This is a genomic window from Ensifer adhaerens (assembly GCF_002007205.1).
Taxonomy (GTDB): Bacteria; Pseudomonadota; Alphaproteobacteria; order Rhizobiales; family Rhizobiaceae; genus Ensifer; species Ensifer adhaerens_D.
Genome location: NZ_LAZS01000006.1, coordinates 489,952 through 509,842, shown reverse-complemented (window position 1 = coordinate 509,842; position 19,891 = coordinate 489,952). Strand labels below are relative to the sequence as shown.

Annotated in this window: 18 protein-coding genes and 1 pseudogene; 11 read left to right on the top strand and 8 right to left on the bottom strand. The window is 61.7% G+C overall.

Annotated elements, in window-relative coordinates; all coding sequences use genetic code 11:
* Positions 1 to 331 precede the first annotated feature (331 nt).
* Positions 332 to 1,531 (top strand): tyrosine-type recombinase/integrase, encoded by a 1,200-nt coding sequence (locus tag XB14_RS15095; RefSeq protein ID WP_077962402.1) that lies wholly within the window; start codon positions 332 to 334, stop codon positions 1,529 to 1,531.
* Between the two features lie 182 nt (positions 1,532 to 1,713).
* On the opposite strand, the gene XB14_RS15090 is transcribed toward XB14_RS15095, so the two are convergent.
* Positions 1,714 to 2,613 carry a LysR family transcriptional regulator gene (locus XB14_RS15090; RefSeq protein WP_077962401.1) on the bottom strand — a complete coding sequence of 300 codons (900 nt, stop codon included), beginning with the start codon at positions 2,611 to 2,613 and terminating at the stop codon, positions 1,714 to 1,716.
* Positions 2,614 to 2,711: 98 nt separating this feature from the next.
* Between XB14_RS15090 and XB14_RS15085 the strand changes: the two genes are divergently transcribed.
* The 8 genes and pseudogenes from XB14_RS15085 (at position 2,712) to XB14_RS15055 (ending at position 10,502) form a co-directional block, all read left to right on the top strand.
* Positions 2,712 to 3,782, top strand: a complete 1,071-nt coding sequence (locus XB14_RS15085) for a 4-oxalomesaconate tautomerase (RefSeq protein WP_077962400.1) — start codon at positions 2,712 to 2,714, stop codon at positions 3,780 to 3,782.
* A 54-nt stretch (positions 3,783 to 3,836) separates the two neighbouring features.
* Positions 3,837 to 4,817 carry a Bug family tripartite tricarboxylate transporter substrate binding protein gene (locus XB14_RS15080; RefSeq protein ID WP_234804048.1) on the top strand — a complete coding sequence of 327 codons (981 nt, stop codon included), beginning with the start codon at positions 3,837 to 3,839 and terminating at the stop codon, positions 4,815 to 4,817.
* 1 nt (position 4,818) lies between these two features.
* A complete protein-coding gene (locus XB14_RS15075) occupies positions 4,819 to 5,340 on the top strand; it encodes a tripartite tricarboxylate transporter TctB family protein (RefSeq protein ID WP_077962399.1) in 522 nt (173 codons plus the stop codon).
* Between the two features lies 1 nt (position 5,341).
* Positions 5,342 to 6,847, top strand: coding sequence for a tripartite tricarboxylate transporter permease (locus XB14_RS15070; RefSeq protein ID WP_077962398.1), 1,506 nt, complete (start codon positions 5,342 to 5,344; stop codon positions 6,845 to 6,847).
* Between the two features lie 200 nt (positions 6,848 to 7,047).
* Complete coding sequence (locus tag XB14_RS15065; protein ID WP_077962397.1) at positions 7,048 to 8,094, top strand: acyltransferase family protein; 1,047 nt, start codon at positions 7,048 to 7,050, stop codon at positions 8,092 to 8,094.
* 181 nt (positions 8,095 to 8,275) lie between these two features.
* Positions 8,276 to 8,671, top strand: a pseudogene (locus tag XB14_RS33935) (hypothetical protein); the annotation flags it as partial.
* Between the two features lie 171 nt (positions 8,672 to 8,842).
* Positions 8,843 to 10,039 carry a flagellin gene (locus XB14_RS15060; RefSeq protein ID WP_419178597.1) on the top strand — a complete coding sequence of 399 codons (1,197 nt, stop codon included), beginning with the start codon at positions 8,843 to 8,845 and terminating at the stop codon, positions 10,037 to 10,039.
* 241 nt (positions 10,040 to 10,280) lie between these two features.
* A complete protein-coding gene (locus XB14_RS15055; RefSeq protein WP_034796981.1) occupies positions 10,281 to 10,502 on the top strand; it encodes a hypothetical protein in 222 nt (73 codons plus the stop codon).
* 105 nt (positions 10,503 to 10,607) lie between these two features.
* Here XB14_RS15055 and XB14_RS15050 read toward each other — a convergent pair whose 3' ends face one another.
* From XB14_RS15050 to XB14_RS15020, 7 genes are all read right to left on the bottom strand, one after another.
* Positions 10,608 to 11,855, bottom strand: a complete 1,248-nt coding sequence (locus tag XB14_RS15050; RefSeq protein WP_077962932.1) for a glycosyltransferase family 2 protein — start codon at positions 11,853 to 11,855, stop codon at positions 10,608 to 10,610.
* Between the two features lie 475 nt (positions 11,856 to 12,330).
* Entirely contained in the window at positions 12,331 to 12,717 is a 387-nt protein-coding gene (locus tag XB14_RS15045) for a DUF930 domain-containing protein (protein WP_043613096.1), read from the bottom strand.
* A gap of 120 nt (positions 12,718 to 12,837) precedes the next feature.
* Positions 12,838 to 13,299, bottom strand: coding sequence for a YbaK/EbsC family protein (locus tag XB14_RS15040; protein ID WP_077962395.1), 462 nt, complete (start codon positions 13,297 to 13,299; stop codon positions 12,838 to 12,840).
* Between the two features lie 88 nt (positions 13,300 to 13,387).
* Positions 13,388 to 13,576 (bottom strand): hypothetical protein, encoded by a 189-nt coding sequence (locus XB14_RS15035; RefSeq protein ID WP_077962394.1) that lies wholly within the window; start codon positions 13,574 to 13,576, stop codon positions 13,388 to 13,390.
* Positions 13,577 to 13,718: 142 nt separating this feature from the next.
* Entirely contained in the window at positions 13,719 to 13,973 is a 255-nt protein-coding gene (locus tag XB14_RS15030) for a GlsB/YeaQ/YmgE family stress response membrane protein (RefSeq protein WP_077962393.1), read from the bottom strand.
* Positions 13,974 to 14,130: 157 nt separating this feature from the next.
* Complete coding sequence (gene rhaI, locus XB14_RS15025; RefSeq protein ID WP_077962392.1) at positions 14,131 to 15,426, bottom strand: L-rhamnose catabolism isomerase; 1,296 nt, start codon at positions 15,424 to 15,426, stop codon at positions 14,131 to 14,133.
* 14 nt (positions 15,427 to 15,440) lie between these two features.
* On the bottom strand, positions 15,441 to 17,540 hold the full coding sequence (locus XB14_RS15020; RefSeq protein ID WP_077962391.1) for a bifunctional rhamnulose-1-phosphate aldolase/short-chain dehydrogenase: 2,100 nt from the start codon (positions 17,538 to 17,540) through the stop codon (positions 15,441 to 15,443).
* Positions 17,541 to 17,742: 202 nt separating this feature from the next.
* Between XB14_RS15020 and XB14_RS15015 the strand changes: the two genes are divergently transcribed.
* Positions 17,743 to 18,555: a DeoR/GlpR family DNA-binding transcription regulator gene (locus XB14_RS15015; RefSeq protein ID WP_065774466.1), complete on the top strand. Its 813-nt coding sequence runs from the start codon at positions 17,743 to 17,745 to the stop codon at positions 18,553 to 18,555.
* Between the two features lie 120 nt (positions 18,556 to 18,675).
* Positions 18,676 to 19,665, top strand: coding sequence for a rhamnose ABC transporter substrate-binding protein (gene rhaS, locus XB14_RS15010; RefSeq protein ID WP_077962390.1), 990 nt, complete (start codon positions 18,676 to 18,678; stop codon positions 19,663 to 19,665).
* Positions 19,666 to 19,891: the final 226 nt, after the last annotated feature.

The following is a 19,891-nucleotide window of genomic DNA, read 5'->3' as shown; positions in this document are numbered from 1 at the left end:
GGTGTCTCCTCTACGGCGCGGGATAGAGTCCTGGCGTCGTTCTAATCATGTTGAAATCGAGAGGGTTCGGTGTGCCGGTCGCCATGACCGGGTTGAAAGTTTCTCGACGCCTGAGGCGCCACCTGCTCGGCAGGCTAGGCAGCTTTAGCTGCGTCCTGATGGATAAGGGCTTACGTCCGAGCAGCCTTACCTCGATGCGGGCACCACCCCGCGCTTCGACGCCACCACAACGTCGACACCATGAATAAAGGTCCGATTTACATTTTTGTCAATGGGTGGAAGTGGTTGGAAATATGTTGCAGCATGTCCGCGTGTCGGGTAGTGGTGCGTAATGGCAACAATCAGAAAACGAACCCTTCCCTCTGGCGCTCACGCCTGGCTCGCAGAATACCGAGACGGCGAGGGGAAGCGTCGTTTCAAACAGTTCAAAACTCGCAAGCTGGCAGACGACTTTCTGTTAACGGCGCGTGGCGAAGTGCGTGCCGGGGTTCACGTAGCCGAGTCGGAGAGCGTGACTGTGGGCAAGGCCGGCGAACTCTGGCTGGCCACGGCCGATGCTCGTGGGCTGGAGCGATCGACTGCAGATCAGTATCGACAGCATGTCGAAATTCACATCAAGCCGTTTCTGGGTGCAACCAAGCTCAGCAAGTTGAACGTTGCGGCAGTTCGGTCTTTTGAAGACAAGCTGCGGTCGGAAGGCAGGTCGCCTGCGATGGTGCGAAAGGTTCTGGTCAGCCTTGGCTCGCTACTCGCCGACGCTCAGGAACGCGGCCACGTGGCCCGCAACGTCGTCAGGGAGAAATCGAAGACACGTCAGCGGGGAGTGGATAGACGAGTCGAGAAGCGCCAGAAGGGCAAACTACGCGTCGGGGTTGACATACCAACCCCTGCAGAGATCCGCGCTATTGTCGGCGCGCTCGAGGGGCGCTGGCGACCACTCTTCCTAACCGCGATCTTCGCTGGGCTGCGTGCGTCCGAACTGCGCGGCCTGACATGGCGCGATGTCGATCTCAAGAAGGGCATAATTCACGTCAGGCAACGAGCCGACCGCTTCAATGAGATCGGCCAGCCCAAGTCGGAGGCTGGCGAGAGATCTGTGCCGATTCCTCCGGTGGTTACCGAGGCGCTGACCGGCTGGAAGAAAGTCTGCCCAAAAGGCGATCTGAATTTGTGTTTCCCGACTGGCGCCGGATCGATCGAGGGCTTGGCAAACATGCGCCGCCGCGGCTGGATGCCAGTTCAGATCAAGGCTGGAGTGTCGACCGACACTGGCGAAGAAGATGACGACGGAAACCCCATAATGGATGCGAAGTATTCCGGATTGCACAGCGCGCGCCACTTCTTCGCTTCTTGGCTCATCAACCGAAAGGAGGATGGTGGTCTCGGTCTCCCGTTGAAGGTCGTTCAGGACCGGATGGGACACGCAACGGTGAGCATCACGGCAGACACCTATGGTCACTTGTTCCCAGTGGACACGTTCGCGGATGAACTGGCAGCCGCTCAGGCTGTGCTTCTCGGAAGTGCAACATAATGCAACACAATCGACATTTTTCTATTTGTTTTCAACGCTGCAAAGCGGATTGAAAATCCGCGTGTCGGTGGTTCAAATCCGCCTCCGGGCACCATTCTTTCCCTGGAATGTTTGGTATCCAAAGTAAGATAAGCGCAACGTCCCGCATGTGCGCAGCTTTGTGACGCAGTCGCCTCCACCCCTCAATACGTCGTCCACTCCTGCACCAGCATCTCGCGAAACCTGATCGCGGCCGGCGATAGTCGTCCGCCGCGGCGTTCGACGAGGCCGATGGTGCGGCTGACGGTGGGGGCGGTCAGCGGCACGGTGGCGATAACAGGGTGTTCGACCTGGGGGGTCGCCAGGCGCGGCATCACCGAGATGCCGAGACCTGCCTCGACGAGGCCGAGCGAGGTGGAGAGGTGGTTGACCTCGTAGAACCAGTTGAGCTGCACCTGTGCCGTTGCCAGCGCCCGGTCGAGCACGGCGCGGTTGCCGCTGGTCTTGCTGACACCGATCAGCGGGTGGCCGGTCAGATCCGCCCAGGTCAGCTGCTTCGAGGTCGCCAGCGGATGGTCGCGGCGACAGGCAAGCACGAAGGGGTCGTCGACGAGCGGCGTGAAGCTGAGATCGGCGCGCGCTGCCCCTGTTATGTTGATGCCGAATTCCACCTCGCCATTGGCAACAGCGTCGAGCCCCTCATTGGCCGACAGGTCGAGGATGCGGAAGCGGATGCCCGGGAATTTGTCGTTGAAGGACTGTACAACTCTAGGAAGAAAATAGAAGGCCGCGGTCGGGACCGAGGCGATGGTCACCTGGGCGCGGTGTCGCCCGCCGAGATCGCTGATCGAGAGGATCGATTCCTCGAATTCGTCGACCAGACGCCGGACCAGCGGCAGAAGCTCGCGCCCGACCTGTGTCGGTGCCACATGCCGGGTCGTGCGCTCGATCAATTGCGCCCCGACAGATTGCTCGAAGCCCTTGATCCGCCGTGAAAGCGCAGGTTGTGAAAGATTGAGCTGGCGGGCGGCTTCGTTGAACGATCCGAGGTCAAGAACGGCGAGGAAAGCCTTGAGGTCGAGGAATTCAAAATTATTGCGCATAGCGGAATAATTACGCCATTCTTTGCATTTCACAACAGATTTGATCCGTGAGATCCCTCCGATCAGCCGGTTGCGGCCGGTTCGAAGGAGCATGCGGAATGGATGACTTGATCAGGATACCCTGCGTGATGATGCGCGGCGGAACGTCGAAGGGGCCGTTTTTTCTGTCTCGCGATCTTCCGGCTGATCCCGCCGAGCGTGACCGCCTGCTGATCGAGATCATGGGGTCGGGCCATCCGCTGCAGATCGACGGCCTCGGCGGCGGCAATTCGCTGACGAGCAAGGTCGCGATCGTCGGTCCGTCGAGCCGCCCGGAAGCCGACGTCGATTATCTCTTCGCCCAGGTGAAGGTGCTGGAGCGCAGCGTCGATACGGCGCCGAACTGCGGCAACATGCTCTCGGCTGTCGGCCCCTTCGCCATCGAGGCGGGTCTGGTTCTGCCGACCGGCGACGAAACGGTCATCAAGGTTCACAACGTCAACACCGGCAAGATCATCGACGCCCGCATTAAGACCCCCGGCGGCGCCATCGCCTATCAGGGGGAGGCCGCGATCGACGGCGTGCCGGGCAAGGCCGCCCCCGTCTATCTGGCGTTTCGCGATGCGATCGGCGCCAAGACCGGCCGGCTGCTACCGAGCGGCAAGGCGACCGATACCATTCTCGGTCTCGAAGTGACGCTGCTCGATGGCGCCACGCCGGTCGCGATCATCAGTGCCGAGGACATGGGCTATAGCGGTTCGGAGCCGGCCGCGGCGTTCGACGCCGATACGGGATTCATGGCGCGGCTCGAAGAAATCCGGCGGGAGGCCGGAAGGCTGATGGGAATGGGGGATGTCAGCCAGTCTGTTCTGCCGAAGCCGGTGCTGATCGGGGCGCCCGTGAACGGCGGCGATCTGGCCGTGCGCTATTTCACGCCTGCCAATTGCCATACCGCGCTTGCAACGACCGGTGCCGTGAGCCTCGGTCTGGCGGCAACGATCCCGACCGGCCTCGTCGGCCGTCGCTTTCCGGAGCTTTCGCTGCCGGCGACGCTCGCCTTCGAGCACCCGACCGGCGAACTGCGGGTCAGGGTTGAGAAGGCCATAGGAGACAATAGCCCGACAGTGTCTGTGATGCGCACCACACGTCGGCTGTTTGAAGGTGCGGCTCTTGTTCGCAAAGACGCTTAGGGTCTTGCCGAGCAACGTGTCGCGAATGCATTAACGAACTGGGAGGAGAACAAAATGCCCATGAAATTTACCCGTCGCGTCGCCCTCGCCCTGTGCGGGGTCGCCATGACCATGTCGGTCGCAGCACCTGTGGTAGCTCAGGACGCCTATCCGTCCAAGCCGATCACGCTGGTGGTTTCCTATGCCGCCGGCGGCGGTACGGACGCCATTGCCCGCGTCTTTGCCGCGCGGCTTGAAAAGGCGCTCGGCGGTCGCGTTATCGTCGAAAACCGGCCGGGTGCCGCGGCCAACCTCGGGACTGAAGTCGCCGCTGCGGCAGATCCCGATGGTTACACCCTGCTGATCGGCAATCAGGGCCCGATGGTGGTCAACCCGCATATCTTCAAGCTGAAGGCCGATCCGGGTACGGACCTCGATCCGATCGCGATGATTGCGGACGCATCCCTCGTCGTCGTGGTCGGACCGTCCCTCAAGGTTAACACGCTCGGCGAGCTCGTCGAGGCGGCAAAGTCCGGGGAACTGGTCTATGGTTCGGCCGGCAATGCCTCGGCCAGCCATCTCGGCGCGCTGCTGCTCGGCCAGACGGCCGGCATCAAGGTCCGGCACGTCCCCTACAAGGGCGCAGGCCCGGCGGTGAACGATCTCGTCGGCGGCCATATCGACTTCATGGTCACCACCATTCCCTCGGCGATCGGACTGATCGAGAGCGGCACGCTGAAAGCGCTCGCCGTGACTGGCGAAAAGCGCTTCGCCAGCCTGCCGGATGTCCCGACCGCAATCGAAGCCGGCGTTCCGGGCTACACCGCGTCTGCCTGGTATGGCCTCGTCGGGCCGAAGGGCATGCCGGCGGAGGTGAAGTCGAAGCTCGAAGCGGCGACCACCGAGACGCTGAGCGATGCCGACGTGCTCGACAAGCTGAAGAACGACGGCGCCGTGCCGTCCTCCATGGGCCCCCAGGCCTTTGCCGATTTCATGGCCAAGGAGCGCACGCGCTGGGGCGACGTGGTGAAAGCGGCCGACATCAAGGTCGAGTAAGATGCAGGCCACGTCGACGAACACTGAAACCGAGCCCTCTGCGGGAGGGCTCGGCCGGGAGAGGCTGGCCGGCATCGTGCTGGTCGGCCTCGGCGGGCTCGGCCTGTGGGCCGGCTCCGATCTGCCCTTCATGACCTCGGACGGCGTCGGCTCCGGGCTGATGCCGCGTCTGCTCTCCGTCGTCATCCTGGGGCTCGGGATCCTGCAGCTGGTGCTGAGCCGAAAGGATCCGGGGCAATCGACCGGACGCTGGGCGATCCGTGAGACGATCCCCGTCATCCTCGGCGTCGTTCTCTTCGCCGTCACGGTGCGCGGCTATCATCTCGGTCCGGTCACCATTCCCGGTCTCGGCCTGTCGATCGCCTGTCCGCTGGCGGTTGTCGCTTCCGGCCTTGCCGCGCGCGACGCGCGCCTTGGCGAACTTCTCATCTTTGCCGCCGTGCTTACAGCTTTCTGCATCGGCCTCTTTCGCTATGCGCTCGGGCTTTCGGTTCCCGTCGCGCCCTGGCTTCTAGGATACTGAGATGCTGGACGTCTTCATCAATCTCGGCCTCGGCATGACCGTGGCCTTCACCCTGCAAAACATCGCGCTCTGTTTTCTCGGCTGTCTCATCGGCACGCTGGTTGGCGTCTTGCCGGGCGTCGGCCCGGTCGCCACCATCGCGATCCTCTTGCCGGTCACGCTCTCGCTCGATCCGACGGGCTCGCTGATCATGCTCGCCGGCATCTATTACGGTGCCCAGTACGGCGGCTCGACCACGGCGATCCTCGTCAACATCCCGGGTGAAGCAACCGCGGTCGTCACCGCCATCGACGGCCACAAGATGGCCCAGAAGGGCCAGGCGGGCCTGGCGCTCGGGCTTGCGGCGATCGGTTCCTTCTTTGCCGGCACCGTCGCCACCATCGTGATTGCAGCACTCGGCGTGCCGATGACGCGTTTGGGACTTCTCTTCGGCCCGACCGAGTATTTCTCGCTGATGATCATGGGCCTCGTTTTTGCGGTGGTGCTGGCGCACGGCTCGCTTCTGAAGGCGGTGTCGATGATCCTGGTCGGCGTGCTGCTTTCCTGCGTCGGTGCGGATATGGAGACGGGCCGCGAGCGTATGACCTTCGGCCTCGAAATGCTCCAGGACGGCATCGAATTCGTCGTGCTGGCCATGGGCATCTTCGGCTTCGGCGAGATCTTCAAGAACCTCGCCGACCCGGAAGCCCGCGATGTCGTGCGCAGCCGCATCGGCCGCCTGTGGCCGACGCTGAAGGAACTCAAGGATAATTTCCCGGCGATCCTCCGCGGCACCTTCCTAGGCTCGGTGCTCGGCGTCCTGCCGGGCAACGGCGCGATCCTTGGCCCCTTTGCCAGCTATGCGGTGGAGAAGCGCCTGGCGAAGCGACCTGAGGACTTTGGCCACGGCGCTCCGGCGGCCGTCGCCGGTCCGGAAAGCGCCAACAATGCCGGCGCGCAGACCTCCTTCATCCCGCTTCTCACCCTCGGCCTGCCGCCGAATGCGGTCATGGCGCTGATGGTGGGGGCGATGATGATCCAGGGCATCGTGCCGGGGCCGCAGGTGATCGAGCGCAATCCGGAACTGTTCTGGGGGCTCATCGCGTCGATGTGGATCGGCAACCTCATGCTGGTCATCATCAACCTGCCGCTGATCGGACTTTGGGTGAAGCTGCTGCGCGTGCCCTATCGCCTGCTCTTTCCGGCCATCGTCTGTTTCTGCTGCATCGGCCTCTATTCGATCGCCAACGATGCGGCCCAGGTGATGATGGCCGCCCTGTTCGGGATCATCGGCTACGCTCTCTACAAGCTCGAATTCGAGCCGGCGCCGCTGGCGCTCGGTTTCGTGCTCGGCCGCTTGCTCGAGGAGAAGCTGCGCCAGTCGCTGATCATCTCGGGCGGCAGCCCGCTGACCTTCCTGCAATCGCCGCTGTCGGCAATCCTGTTGGCGGTTGCTGTCATGGCGCTCGTGATCGCCATCTCGCCGTCGATGCGGCGAAACCGCGACGAGGTCTTCAAGGAAGCCTGAAGTTGGCTTCGAAACGTTAGCAAGGGCCACGGGCGTTTCCGCACCCCGTGGCCTTTCCGTTTCCGGGTCGGCGGGAGAGGTATCGTCTCCGATCGGTCAAGAACATCGCTCCTCTTCACAAGTGCGCGGAAGCGGCGTACTCTCCAAGGATATTCTTAAGTAGAAATAATTTAAGTAATATATCCTACGGGGATAAAGGAATGGCTGCGACGGGAGCGCGCGGCGACAGGCGGGAGCAAATTGACGGGCTTCGCGTGATCGCCATGACGGGGGTATTGTACGTTCATTACTGGAACGAGCATCCCACACTTGAATCTGTTCGAGTTTCACTCTTCTTCATCATCAGCGGCTTCCTGATCGGGGTGATCCTGCTTTCGGCAAAAGACACCCAGGCAACGATCAACGTCACCAACTTCTACATTCGCCGCTCGCTTCGCCTGCTTCCGGCGCTCTTCCTGATGCTGTTCGTGGCCGCATTGTTCAATATGGACGGCATACGCAACAGCCTTGCGTGGCACACGTTCCAGATGTCGAGCCTGTATTTCGCCATTACCCAGGACTGGGAGCCCTGGGTTGCCGCGCATCTCTGGAGCCTTAACATCGTCGAACAGTTCTACCTGACCGCGCCGCTCATCATCATCTTCCTGAGCAGGCGGCATATTTTCGTGGCCTATTGCATCATCTTCGCGATGTCGGTGATTGCCCGGACCTATAGCGACGAGCTCGGCCTTCTCGCCTGGTCGAACATCGTTCTTGCGTTCGACCCGGTGGCGGCAGGAACGCTTCTGGCGCTGGTGAAAGACAATGTCGACGTGCGGGCGGTCCTGACGAGCAAGCTCAACAACCTCGCGTCGATCGCGATCATCGCCTCGCCCCTTCTCGTCGGTTCCGAGTTCGGCCACTCGGAGACCTACAAGTTGCTCAGCATCTATGCGCTGTCGTCGATCGTCCTGAGCTCCTATATCGGCTATAGGGGCGTGTCGGCCTATCTGCTGGCAAATCCCGTCACGCGCTTCCTCAGCCGGGTCAGCTACGCGACCTATGTGTACCATATGGCGCTCTGGTGGCTGGTCGCGGAGCAGTGGCCGGCGCTCTACAGGGCAGGGCCGATGACGTTCGTCGTCATGAGCACGATCACCGTCATCGTCGCGACCATATCCTGGCATCTGATGGAAAAACACTTCGACGCGTTGAAAGCATCGTTCCCGGTAACCCAGCCGGCGCCGCTTGCGGCCGAGCGCGCCTGACCTGCGGCAGCGCCTCTATCAGCGCAACTTCTGCCAATGTCAGGTCTGACTTACGCAATATTTGTTACATGAGGCCGGTTGAGCTCACTTTCTTAAGCCCGTGTTAACCATCTATTTGGTTGTATCGCCACAATCACAGCGGCCCATGACGGGCATTTTTCAATTTTAAGATGTCACTAAAATGGCCAGCATTCTCACGAACGCCGGGGCGATTTCTGCGCTCCAGACTCTGCGAACGATCAATTCCGACACGGCTCAGGTCCGCGGGCAACTGAACTCCGGGCTGAGAATCCAGACGGCTGCCGACAACGCCGCCTACTGGTCGATCTCGACGACGATGCGCTCTGACAGCAAGGCGGTGTCCGCCGTCCATGATGCCCTCGGGCTTGGGGCGGCGAAGGTGGAAACCGCCTATGCGGGGATGGATGCGGTCGCCGGCATTCTCAGCGAGTTCAAGGCCAAGCTGGTGACGGCGAGGGAGCCCGGTGTCGACAAGGGCAAGCTCCAGAAGGAACTCGACCAGCTCAAGCAGCAGATCTTGAGCATCGTCAATTCGGCGAGCTTCAGCGGACAGAACTGGCTGAGAACCAATGTATCCGACATCTACGACAGCGACCTGAACCGAACCTCCGTCGTGTCCTCCTTTTCGAGGAACCCCAAAGGCGCCGTATCGCTGAACACGGCCGACTTCTTCTTGCGGGACTCCTCGCTCTTCAACAGCACCGGCGGCGGTATTCTGCAGGCCGACATGCGCGATCTGAAGACCCTCGGCGGGATCCGTTTCGTGACGTCGGTCGACGTCGACGGGTATACGACCAACAGCAACTACAACAATCGGATCGGCCAGGCCGGTGAATTCGTGTTCCACTTCACAGGGCCGCTCAGCTTTTCGAACGCGAGCGACAAGATCACGTTTGACGTCATCGTCGACAAGGACAGCAGCTTTCAAGGCCTGTCGCTGCCGCTACACCCCGGAAAGACGACGCCGGTCACCGTCGACCGCACGACCGTCGATACGGTGCTCGGAGCCGCCGCCAACGGCGTGATTTCGGACTACACGCAGTATGCAGCGGTGCTCGACCATGCGGTCAAGCAGGCCGGGACCGGCGCCACGGTCAAGACCTACAGACACCCCTACGAACCTTACGCCCCCATCATCAATCAGATCGGCTTTATGACACAGCAGAATTCCGCCCTCGACGGCTCCTATGTCGAGGTCGCCAATCTGGTCGTGAACACGTCGAGCGGTGGCGGAGCGGGTCTCGTTGAAAACTCGGATTTCGGCGAGCGCGGATCGGAGATAACACTGACGTTCGAGCAGTTCGAGGTCTACAAGGACGTCGTCGTGTCCTTCAATTTTTCGGTGAACGGCGAAGCTCCCAGCACCCATTCCTTCGACCGCAATCAGGTGAACGCGCTGCTTGGCAAGGATACCGGCAAGATCGAAACGGTCGACGAGATGGTGACGGTGCTTCAGTCGCTCATCAACCGGCCCAACACCATCATCCAGAACAACGGCTCAGGTGGCATCCTGATAAAATCCGATCCGGCCTTCGATCGGAAATCCGGCGCCGGGACCGGTATCGGCTTCACCAATATCGAGGTGAACATCGAGCCGATCGCCCGCAGAAACTTCCTTGACGTCGATATCGCCGCAAACCCGCAATCGATCGATTCCTATCTGCAGTACATAGAAATCGTCATGCAGCGGACCATCGACGGTGCCGCAGCACTCGGTTCGCTGTTGTCCCGCATCGACATGCAGTCGAGTTTCGCGCAAACGCTGATTGCAACGATCGACAAGGGGGTCGGGCGCCTGGTGGATGCCGACATGAACGAGACATCGACGCGGCTGAAGGCCTTGCAGTCGCAGGAGCAGCTCGGCATTCAGGCATTGCAGATCGCCAACTCCGACGCTCAGAACATCCTGCAGCTTTTCCGCTGAGAAAAGTCACAACGGTCGATTTGGAGGGGATTGGCCGTCCTTTTTCCGGACCCTGGCTTTGACTGACCCCGGAGCTTAGCGCAGGCGAGACCCTTCGGCTGTCACCTGCGTTACAGGCGTGTCGCAGCTTCTGCCTATTCTGGCGCCCGGGAGGACCTGAGCGGCGCAGTTCGTCGCCGCACAATTTAGGCCGCGACATCCGGAAAAAACGGGGGCGTGGCCGGGTCAACGAGGATTAGACATGCGTAAACTTGCGACACTCTCTCTGGCAGCTTTGGTGACTGCGACGGTCGCCGTGGGCGGCGTTGCTCCGGCATTTGCCGGCGGAAGCTACTATAAGGGCGTATCGACAACGCCCATCAACGAAGGCCACAAGAGCGAGAAGTACAACCCTGAGGCCAAGGTCGTGAACCGCCCGCCGCCGCGCAACGGCGCCTATTACAAGGGCATCATGCGCAAGTAGTGCGGTATCCGTGGGGCGTGCGTGGCCAAGCGGCCTTTTTGCCCGTCGCGCTACCCGGCATAACCTGCGAAACAAACGAGGGCGCCAGCGGCGCCCTTTTACATTTTAAAGCAGAACGTGGTTGAGGATGTCGCTTTCGCTGACCACCAGGTTCGGCAGGTGCCCTTTACGAAGATAGTGCTTGCGATCGCTGTCGACCGTGACGAAGACGGCGGTGCGGGCAATTTCGTCCGGCGTGAGTTGCGTTGTACCGGGAACGACGGCGATATGGGAGCGCAGGCCAAGGTCGCGCAACAGCTCTTCGATCGCACCATGGTCTTCGACCCCGTGCAGCACCAGACGATCGATCTCGGCGACCGCGTTCGTGTGCCACATCACCGTCTGCAGGGCGACCATGAGCGGCAAAACGCCCTTTGACCGCTGCAGTTCGGGATGATGTTCGAAGCCGCCGAGCATCAGGCGGGTATAAAGCTCATAGGCGCGGATGTAGTCCTTCTTCGCGAGCCACATGCGCAGGGCGACCGTCATTCGCAGCATGGTGAAATCCCTCACCTGCGCATCGAGATAGGCCCGGCGCTCCGGTGTTAGCCGCACGGCGCCGCGCTTGGCACCGGAATAGAGGAAATATTCAAGGCCGCCGCGGTAGCTGTCCCAGGCGGTGAGCACGTCGGCATGGCCAGCTTGCGGCCGGTCGCGGGCAATCTTCGAACGGGTGACCTGTCGGTAGAACGGCTTTCTCAGGAAGGCGACGGCGCCCTGCTCCAGAAAATGGGCGAGATAGGCGAAGGCCCAGTAGGCGAAGTTCCTGGGCACCCAGGCCGACCGTAGCGCCGACGCCCGGTAGATGCCGATTTCCGGAAACACGTGTCGCTCGCAGAGAAAGTCGAACACTTCCTCGGAGGCGCGCTTCTTGAACTTCGTGTCCTTGTCGACGATGTAGAACGGCGGATCATCGCGCTCCTCGACTTCGTCATGTGTGTACCAGGGCGCGTAGCAGGCGGTGACTTCCGGATTGAGATCCAGGTAGCGGATCGCCTCGCGCATGCCTTCGTTGATCAGGATGTCGTCGTCGGCGAGATAGAGCACATATTCGCCGGTCGCGCGGCTGAAGGCGCTGACGACGTTGGCGCCCGAACCGTAGTTCTCCGCCTGCCTGAGGTAGCGGATCGGCAGGCCCTTGGCGATGAAGCGCTCGGCCACGTCGCGCGTGTCGTCCGTAGACGCGTTGTCGGAGATGATGATCTCGTACTTATAGGAGAATTGGTAAAGGTCGACGAAGTAGGCGAGCGCCTTCTCGAGAAAGGCTGCGCGATTGTAGGTTGGAATGCAAATGCTCAGCTTAACCTGGCTCACGCGCCTCTCCATGGTGCTTTTCTCGTGCGGTTTCCCGTCTCTTCGGACGTTGCCGTTGCCCGCACCACCAGGCCCTGGCGCTGCATGCAAGGCGCAGGGATACCGCGCATGCAGGGAACCTATCCCTGCACATTCGTTATTCCGCGTCGATCTTGTGTGAGCCTTGTCTTGGATAGGTGATGTCGGCCCCTCTCGGCGCCGGTCGAACGCGGTTAACGCTTTGTTAACCATGCGGGCGCAATCTCGGATCAGGCTCACGCCGCTCCTTGTCCGACGGATTGGAGCTGCCGGACGGGATACGCCGTCGCGTTCGTCCATTCCGATAGAGCTGATGTAAGGGTGTACGATATGGCAGAGCACATGATGAAGATGCTGATGAGCATCATGGCCGCGCTGTCGTTCTGCTCGCTGCTCTTTCTCGTCGCCATCCTCTAGGGCTCTTCGCCCTCAAGGCCACCGCGTCCTTCGACGCTCGTCAGGGGTAGAGGTAGAACTCGTCCCAGCTCTCGTGCGGCACGAGCTCGCCGATCTTGTACTCGAAAGACAGGACATCCAGGTGTTCCGCATCGGTGCGGCACTTGAACTTCAGCTTGTACCATTCCCCCTTGCTGCGGAACACCGCGCCCGGCGCCTTCATCTTGTCTTCCTTCACGACCGGTTCGGCGAAGGTATAGGCGATCACCTTGTCCGGCTTGAAGGACGACTTGTCGGCGTTGATGCGCTCCATCGCTTCGGTGTCGCAGCGCTGCTCCAGGCGGGTCTGGGGATCAAGCTTCTCGAACTGGCGCACCAGGGACTGATCCATCGCCAGCGCCGGGGAAAATGTGGCGGCGAAGACGAGCGGGTACGCGAGTAGCTTCATGCTTGACGGACTCCTGGGAACGGAAAGGACCAACCCGGCAAATCACTGCCGGCGCGCGCTTGCGGTTTCAGTTAAGCTTTGTGGCCATTCCAAGGCATGCCCCGTATCCGCAACGGCAAACTACGCTTCCGATACGTCGATCCACTCGGCGCCGGTCAGCTCGGCGATGCGGGCGGGGCTGATGTGCACGGCCGCATTGGTAGCGCCGGCGGCCGGCACGACGATGTCGTAGGCCTTCAGCGACAGGTCGCAATAGATGCTGTGCGGCTTGGCAAGCCCAAAGGGGCAGACGCCGCCAACCGGATGCCCGGTCTCCGCTTCCACCTCGTCGAAACCGAGCATACGGGCCTTGGTGCCGAAGCGGGCCTTGTACTTCTTGTTGTCGAGGCGAGCGTCGCCGCGCGTGACGATCAGGATCACGTCGTCTCCGACCCGAAGTGCCAGCGTCTTGGCGATCTGCGCCGGCTCGACGCCATGGCCCTCGGCCGCAAGCGCAACCGTGGCGGTGCTCTGCTGAAGCTCGATGACGTCGATGTCGGGGGCGTTCTGGGAGAAAAAGTCTTTGACGGAGGTCAGGCTCATGGCGAACAGTTCACGTTATTTGAAAGGCGATGGTGATCAACCCCGGCGCGCAGACCGGGATGGCACGCGGCGCCGGCGCGCAAATCTCTCAGTCGTCATTGGAGGCGTCAAGGTCTTCCGGACGCAGGCCCTCTTGCTGCGGCGGCAGGTAGCCGTGGCTGGTGAACCAGTTCTCGAGGATTGCGACGATCGCCTGGTCCCGTGTCTGCATACCCGGATGATCCGCGATGAAAGACTTGAGCGCCGTTTCGATCTTGTCGGTGTAAAGCGCGTCCATGCTCGCCTCCGTCTGGCAATGTGCGTTTCCGGTCCCGGTGACCCGTCCAGCAGATCACAGTGCTACAGCCCCCTTCGCGCGTCCAGATGGAACGGCCCGGGGATGTCCCAAGCGCGAAGGATGCTGCCGCTGACGGTATGGGTCAGGCCTGTTTGACGATGCGGATGAGCACCAGCAGAATGACGGCGCCGATCGTAGCGTGCAGGATCGCCGAGAGAATGCCGGTTCCAAGGCTGATACCGATCGCCGGGAACAGGAAGCCGGCGATGAAGGCGCCGATGATGCCGACGACCATGTTGCCGACGAGGCCGAATCCGCCACCCTTGACGATGAGGCCGGCGAGCCAGCCGGCGACCGCGCCGACGATGAGGAAGACGAGAATGCTTTCAATGCCCATGAACGGGTCCCTTTCCGTTGAATCTCCAAGGGAAAGATAGATCAGGAATTGAAATCAGATAGGGGGCAATTTCATCGCACAGCGATTTTTTTGAGCCGTTAGATGCCAGCTGCAGCGCCGAATCCCGGGATGGGAGTGCGGCGCGGCGGACCAGGTTTCAGACGATCCCGCCGCCGCCGCCGGCAACGGCCGGACGCTCGGTTGCCACCTTGGCGCGGTAGCCACTCTTGCGGTAGGTCGCGACCGGCGCTACCGCGCCACCGCTTTCCAGCCGCGCCATCGCGAGAATAGGCTCGACGTCGGTGCGGAAGGCTACCTTCAGCGTCTCGGTCGCCATCAGCGCGTCGTTGTCGTCCTGGTAGCCTGCGAGCGCCTGGCGGTCGACAATCAGCGCCTGGGCATAGGCGCGGCAGACCTCGGTTGCGCTCGTCATCAGGCTCTCGATCGGGTCGGTGACATTGTGGCTCTGGTCGAGCATATGCGCCGGCTGGAATCCTTTGGCCCTGCGGGTTTCCGCATCCACCAGTTCGTTGAAGACAAGGAACAGCCGGTAGGGATCGATCGAGCCGGTATCGAGATCGTCGTCACCATATTTCGAATCGTTGAAGTGGAAGCCGCCGAGCTTGCCGAACTGGATGAGGCGGGCAACGATCATCTCGATATTGACGTTCGGCGCATGGTGGCCGAGGTCGACGAGGCAGAAGGCCTTGGGCCCGAGCTCCTGCGCGATCAGGTAGTTGGTGCCCCAGTCCTGGACAACGGTCGAATAGAAGGCCGGCTCGAACATCTTGTGTTCGGTAAAGACTCGCCAATCCTCCGGCAGCGCCGCATAGACCGATTTCATCGCGTCGAGATAACGCTCGAAGGCGCGGGTGAAATTGCTCTGGCCGGGGAAGTTGGAACCGTCGCCGACCCACACCGTCAGCGCTTTCGATCCGAGCTGCCGGCCGATCTCGATGCATTCGAGATTGTGTTCGACCGCTTGAGCGCGGGTGGCGGCATCGACATGCGATAGCGAACCGAACTTGTAGGAATGTTCCTGGCCCGGCGCGTCTGAGAAGGTGTTGGAGTTCATCGCATCGAAACCGAGGCCGAGCGACGTGCCCTTCTCTTTTAGTTCGGAAATGTCGCTCACCTTGTCCCAGGGGATATGCAGCGAGACGGTCGGCGTCGCCCGGGTCAATTGCTGGATGATTGCGCAATCTTCGAGCTTGTCGAAGATGTTGCGTGGTTCGCCCTTGCCGGGGAAGCGGGCAAAGCGCGTGCCGCCGGTGCCGACACCCCAGGAAGGGACGGCAACACCGTAGGCGGCGACCTTCCGCTTGATCTCGTCGATCGCGATGCCGCGCCGGCTGAGCCTTTCGCCGAGGCTCTCATAATCCCGGCGAAGTGCGGTGAGCCGGCTTTCGTTCTCGGCCTCGACGGTCGCCTGACTGATCATGGTCGTCGTCATGAAAATCTCCTCGATCAGCGGGTGAAGGACTGGGCGTTGCCCGCGTCGACATTGATGATGTTGCCGGTCGATTTCGCCGACATGTCGGAGGCAAGGAAGTAGATCGCCTCGGCGATATCCTCGGGGAAGACGCTGAGCTTCAGCATCGAACGCTCGCGATAATGCGCTTCCAGATCGTCCACATCCATCTTGTAGGCGGCGGCGCGCTGTTCCTTCCACTCGCCAGTCCAGATCTTCGAGCCGCGCAACACCGCGTCGGGGTTCACGACGTTGACGCGGATCTGCGCGCCAGCCCCTTCGAGCGCCAGGCAGCGGGCGAGGTGGATCTCGGCCGCCTTGGCGGTGCAATAGGCAGATGCGCCGGGAGAGGCGGCCAGACCGTTCTTGGAGGCGACGAAGACGACGTTGCCGCCGGCCTTCTGTTGCCGGAAGATGCGGAAGGCCTCGCGCGAGACGAGGAAATAGCCGGTCGTCAGGATGTCGATGTTCTTGGTCCAGAGCGCGAGCGTTGTGTCCTCGATCGCGGCCGACGAGGCAAGGCCGGCATTCGACACGAGAATGTCGAGGCCGCCGAAGGCGAGCAGCGCATCGGCGAAACCGTTTTCGACCGCTGCTTCGCTGGTGACGTTCATGCTGATCGAGCGCACGAAGTCCTTGCCGTAGCGGGCCGAAAGTTCAGCTTCGGCAGCCGCAAGCGCGGTCTCGTCGATATCGGCAAGCACCACGCAGGCACCTTCCTGCATCAACCGGTTGGCCGTCGCCTTGCCGATACCGCCGGCGCCGCCGGTGACGAGCGCGATGCGGCCGGCCAGGCTCTTCGGTTTCGGCATGCGCTGCAGCTTTGCTTCCTCAAGCAGCCAGTATTCGATGTCGAAGGCTTCCTGTTCCGGCAGCCCGACATAGGTCGACACGCCCGAGGCGCCACGCATGACGTTGATGGCGTTGACATAGAACTCGCCGGAGATGCGGGCGGTCGCCTTGTCCTTGGCAAAGGTGATCATACCGACGCCGGGCACCAGATAGACGACCGCGTTCGGGTCGCGCATGGCAGGGCTGTCGGCGTGCTTGCAGCGCTCGTAATAGGCCGCGTAGTCGGCACGATAGGCGGCGATTGCTTCGGGAAGGGCAGCGAGCGTCCTGTCGACATCGGGATTGGCCGGGTCGAAATCGATCACCAGAGGCCGAATCTTGGTGCGCAGAAAGTGGTCGGGGCAGCTCGTCCCAAGGGCTGCGAGCGGCTTAAGGTCACGCGATGTGACAAAATCGAGCACCGCCTGGCTGTCGTCGAAATGCCCGACCTTCTTCTCGTCAGCGCTGATCAGACCGCGGATGACCGGCATCAGCTTGCGAGCGACGTCGGCGCGGGCGGCAGCGTCGAGCGTCGGCTTCACCGCGCCGCCGAAGGCGGGTTTGGTGTTCTCGGCCTCGAACCAGGCGATGGCCTTGTTGATGATCTCGACGGTCGTCTCGTAAGCCACTTTCGCCGTGTCGCCCCAGGTGAAGAGACCGTGGCTTTCGAGCACGACGCCTCGGGCATCAGGGTTTTCTAGGCAGAATTTTTCGAGCCACAGCCCGAGTTCGTAGCCCGGGCGCTTCCACGGCAGCCAGCCGATATCGTCGCCGAAGATCTTCGCCGTCAGCTCGCGGCTGTTCTTGGCCGCGGCAATCGCGATGATCGCGTCGGGGTGCATGTGGTCGACATGCTTCTTCGGCACATAGGCATGCAGCGGCGTGTCGATCGAGGCTGCACGCGGGTTGAGGTTGAAGGTGCAATGCGGCAGGTAGCCGACCATCTCGTCTTCGAACGCGACGCCGCGATAGATCGACTTCAGCGCGTTGAGCTTGTCCATATAGAGGGTGGCGAAGCCGTCGAGCTTGATCGTGCCGACGTCGCCGCCGGACCCCTTGACCCAGAGAACCTCGACCGTGCCGCCGCCAAGCGGGTCCTTCTCCATCACCTTGGCCGAGGTGTTGCCGCCGCCGTAATTGGTGATGCGCTTGTCGGAGCCGAGCAGGTTCGAGCGATAGAGCAGGCGCTCGGATTCGCTCATGCCGGCAGCCTTTGCCTCGTCCCAAAGGTTTGCAAGTCGCGCGCCCTGCTGCTTGTCGAGCATCTCGAATTCCTCCCGGTCTGATGCCGCGCGGCTTGGCGGCCGCGCAAAGATATGGTTGGCATCAGATCACAGGACTTGAGCGTTAAAGTCAATCAAAAACGATCAAGTTCGCGCATACTGCGCTGCACAATGAAAAAATATGATTGTTTGTGATTGACAATGGTCGATCGTGATGGAAGCATGAACGTCATCGGAGGAGCGGATGCACGAGAAAGAAAGACACCGGATCATTCAGTCGGCGGTTCAGGAAAAACCCGTCGTCACCGTCCAGGAACTGGTCGATCTGACCGACAGTTCCGAGGCGACGATCCGGCGCGATATTGCGGCTCTCCATGTGCAGAAGAAGCTGCGCCGCGTGCGCGGCGGTGCCGAGGCGATCAACCCGCCGCAATTCGTCGGGCTTGCCGGCCGGCCGTTCAAGGTCAACGAGGGGCTGCATGCCCGCGAGAAGCAGGCGATCGCCAAGGAGGCGGTGGCGCTCTGCGAGGATGGCGAGCCGATCATCATCAACGGCGGAACCACCACTTTCCAGATGGTGCATTTCTTAAGCAATCGCCGGATGCAGGTTTTCACCAACTCCTTCCCGATCGCCGAGCACCTTTTGAAGCACTCCAAGAACACGGTGATGCTGTCGGGCGGCACGATCTACCGCGAGCAGAACATCATCCTGAGCCCCTTCGACAACGACGTGACGCGCAATTTCTATGCGCGCCGCATGTTCATGGGCGCGCAGGGGCTGGGCCCGCTCGGCCTGATGGAGGCGGATCCGCTTCTGATCCAGGCCGAGCAGAAACTCATCGACCAGGCGGACGAGTTGGTCGTGCTGGTCGACTCGTCGAAATTTCACAAGCGCTCGAGCCTCATCCTGTGCGGGCTGAAGCGGATCGCCACGGTGATTACGGATTCGGGCATCGAGGACAGGCATGCCGCGATGCTTGAAAACGCCGGCGTGAGGCTGGTCGTTGCCAGCAGCAGGGCCGGCGCAGATGCGGAGAACATGTCCTCGTCCGCCTGAGGGAGGGCGAGGAGAGGGGAAGGTGACGCTCACGGCCAAAAAAGGGGCCGGTTCGTTGCCGAACGGAGGAAGCCGCGCCGGCGACGCCTGTCGCGCGCCGGTCATTGGGAGGAAATGAGCATGAAGATCCTGAAATCACTGATGGTCACGGCCGCCGTTTCGCTGGCGCTGATGGCCAATGCCGCGCATGCGGAAAACAAGAAGATCGCGCTCGTCGTCAAGGCGCTCGGCATCGGCTTCTTCGAGGCCGCCAACAAGGGCGCCCAGGAAGCCGCCAAGGAACTGGGTGACGTCGAGGTGATCTATACCGGCCCGACCTCGACGACGGCCGAAGGCCAGATCGAGGTGATCAATTCGCTGATCGCCCAGAAGGTCGATGCGATCGCCGTTTCGGCCAATGACACCGACGCCCTCGTTCCGGCGCTGAAGAAGGCGATGGACCGTGGTATCAAGGTCATCTCCTGGGACTCGGGCGTCGCCAAGGACGGCCGGATGATGCACCTCAATCCGTCGTCGAACCCCTTGATCGGTAACATGATCATCAAGCTTGCCGCCGACAACCTGCCTGAGGGCGGCGACGTCGCCGTGCTTTCGGCGTCCGCGACCGCGACCAACCAGAACACCTGGATCGCCGAGATGAAGAAGGTTCAGGGCAACTACAAGGGCATCAATGTCGTTGCGACCGTCTATGGCGACGACCTTGCCGACAAATCCTATCGCGAAACGCAAGGCCTCATTCAGTCCCATCCGAACCTGAAGGCGATCATCGCGCCCACCTCGGTCGGCATCGTCGCGGCCGCCCAGGCCGTCACCGACGCCGGCAAGATCGGGCAGATCAATGTCACCGGCCTCGGCCTCCCCTCGGAAATGGCCGGCCACGTGAAGTCGGGCGCTTCCAAGTCCTTCGCGATCTGGAACCCGATCGACCTCGGCTATTCCGCAACGATGATCGCTTATGACCTGATCGGTGGTGCCGAAGCCAAGCCGGGCGCTGAACTGAAGATGGGCCGTATGGGTGCTGTCAAGCTCGACGACAACAACGAAGGCGCGATGGCCGACCCGTTCGTCTACGACGCCAAGAACGTCGAGGAATTCGCCAAGATCTTCTGATCTTGCGAACTCCGGACCGGCATTGCCCTCATCCGCGCGGTGAGGGGAGCGCCCCTCATCCGCCTGCCGGCACCTTCTCCCCGCTTGCGGGGAGAAGGGAACCTGCGGCAACGGTTTGCCCATCTTCTCGACGAGGCGGGACGAGCGCGGCATCCTCGTTCCCTCTCCCCGCGTGCGGGGAGAGGGTTAGGGTGAGGGGCAACCCCGAACTGCCAAGGCAGTGGGG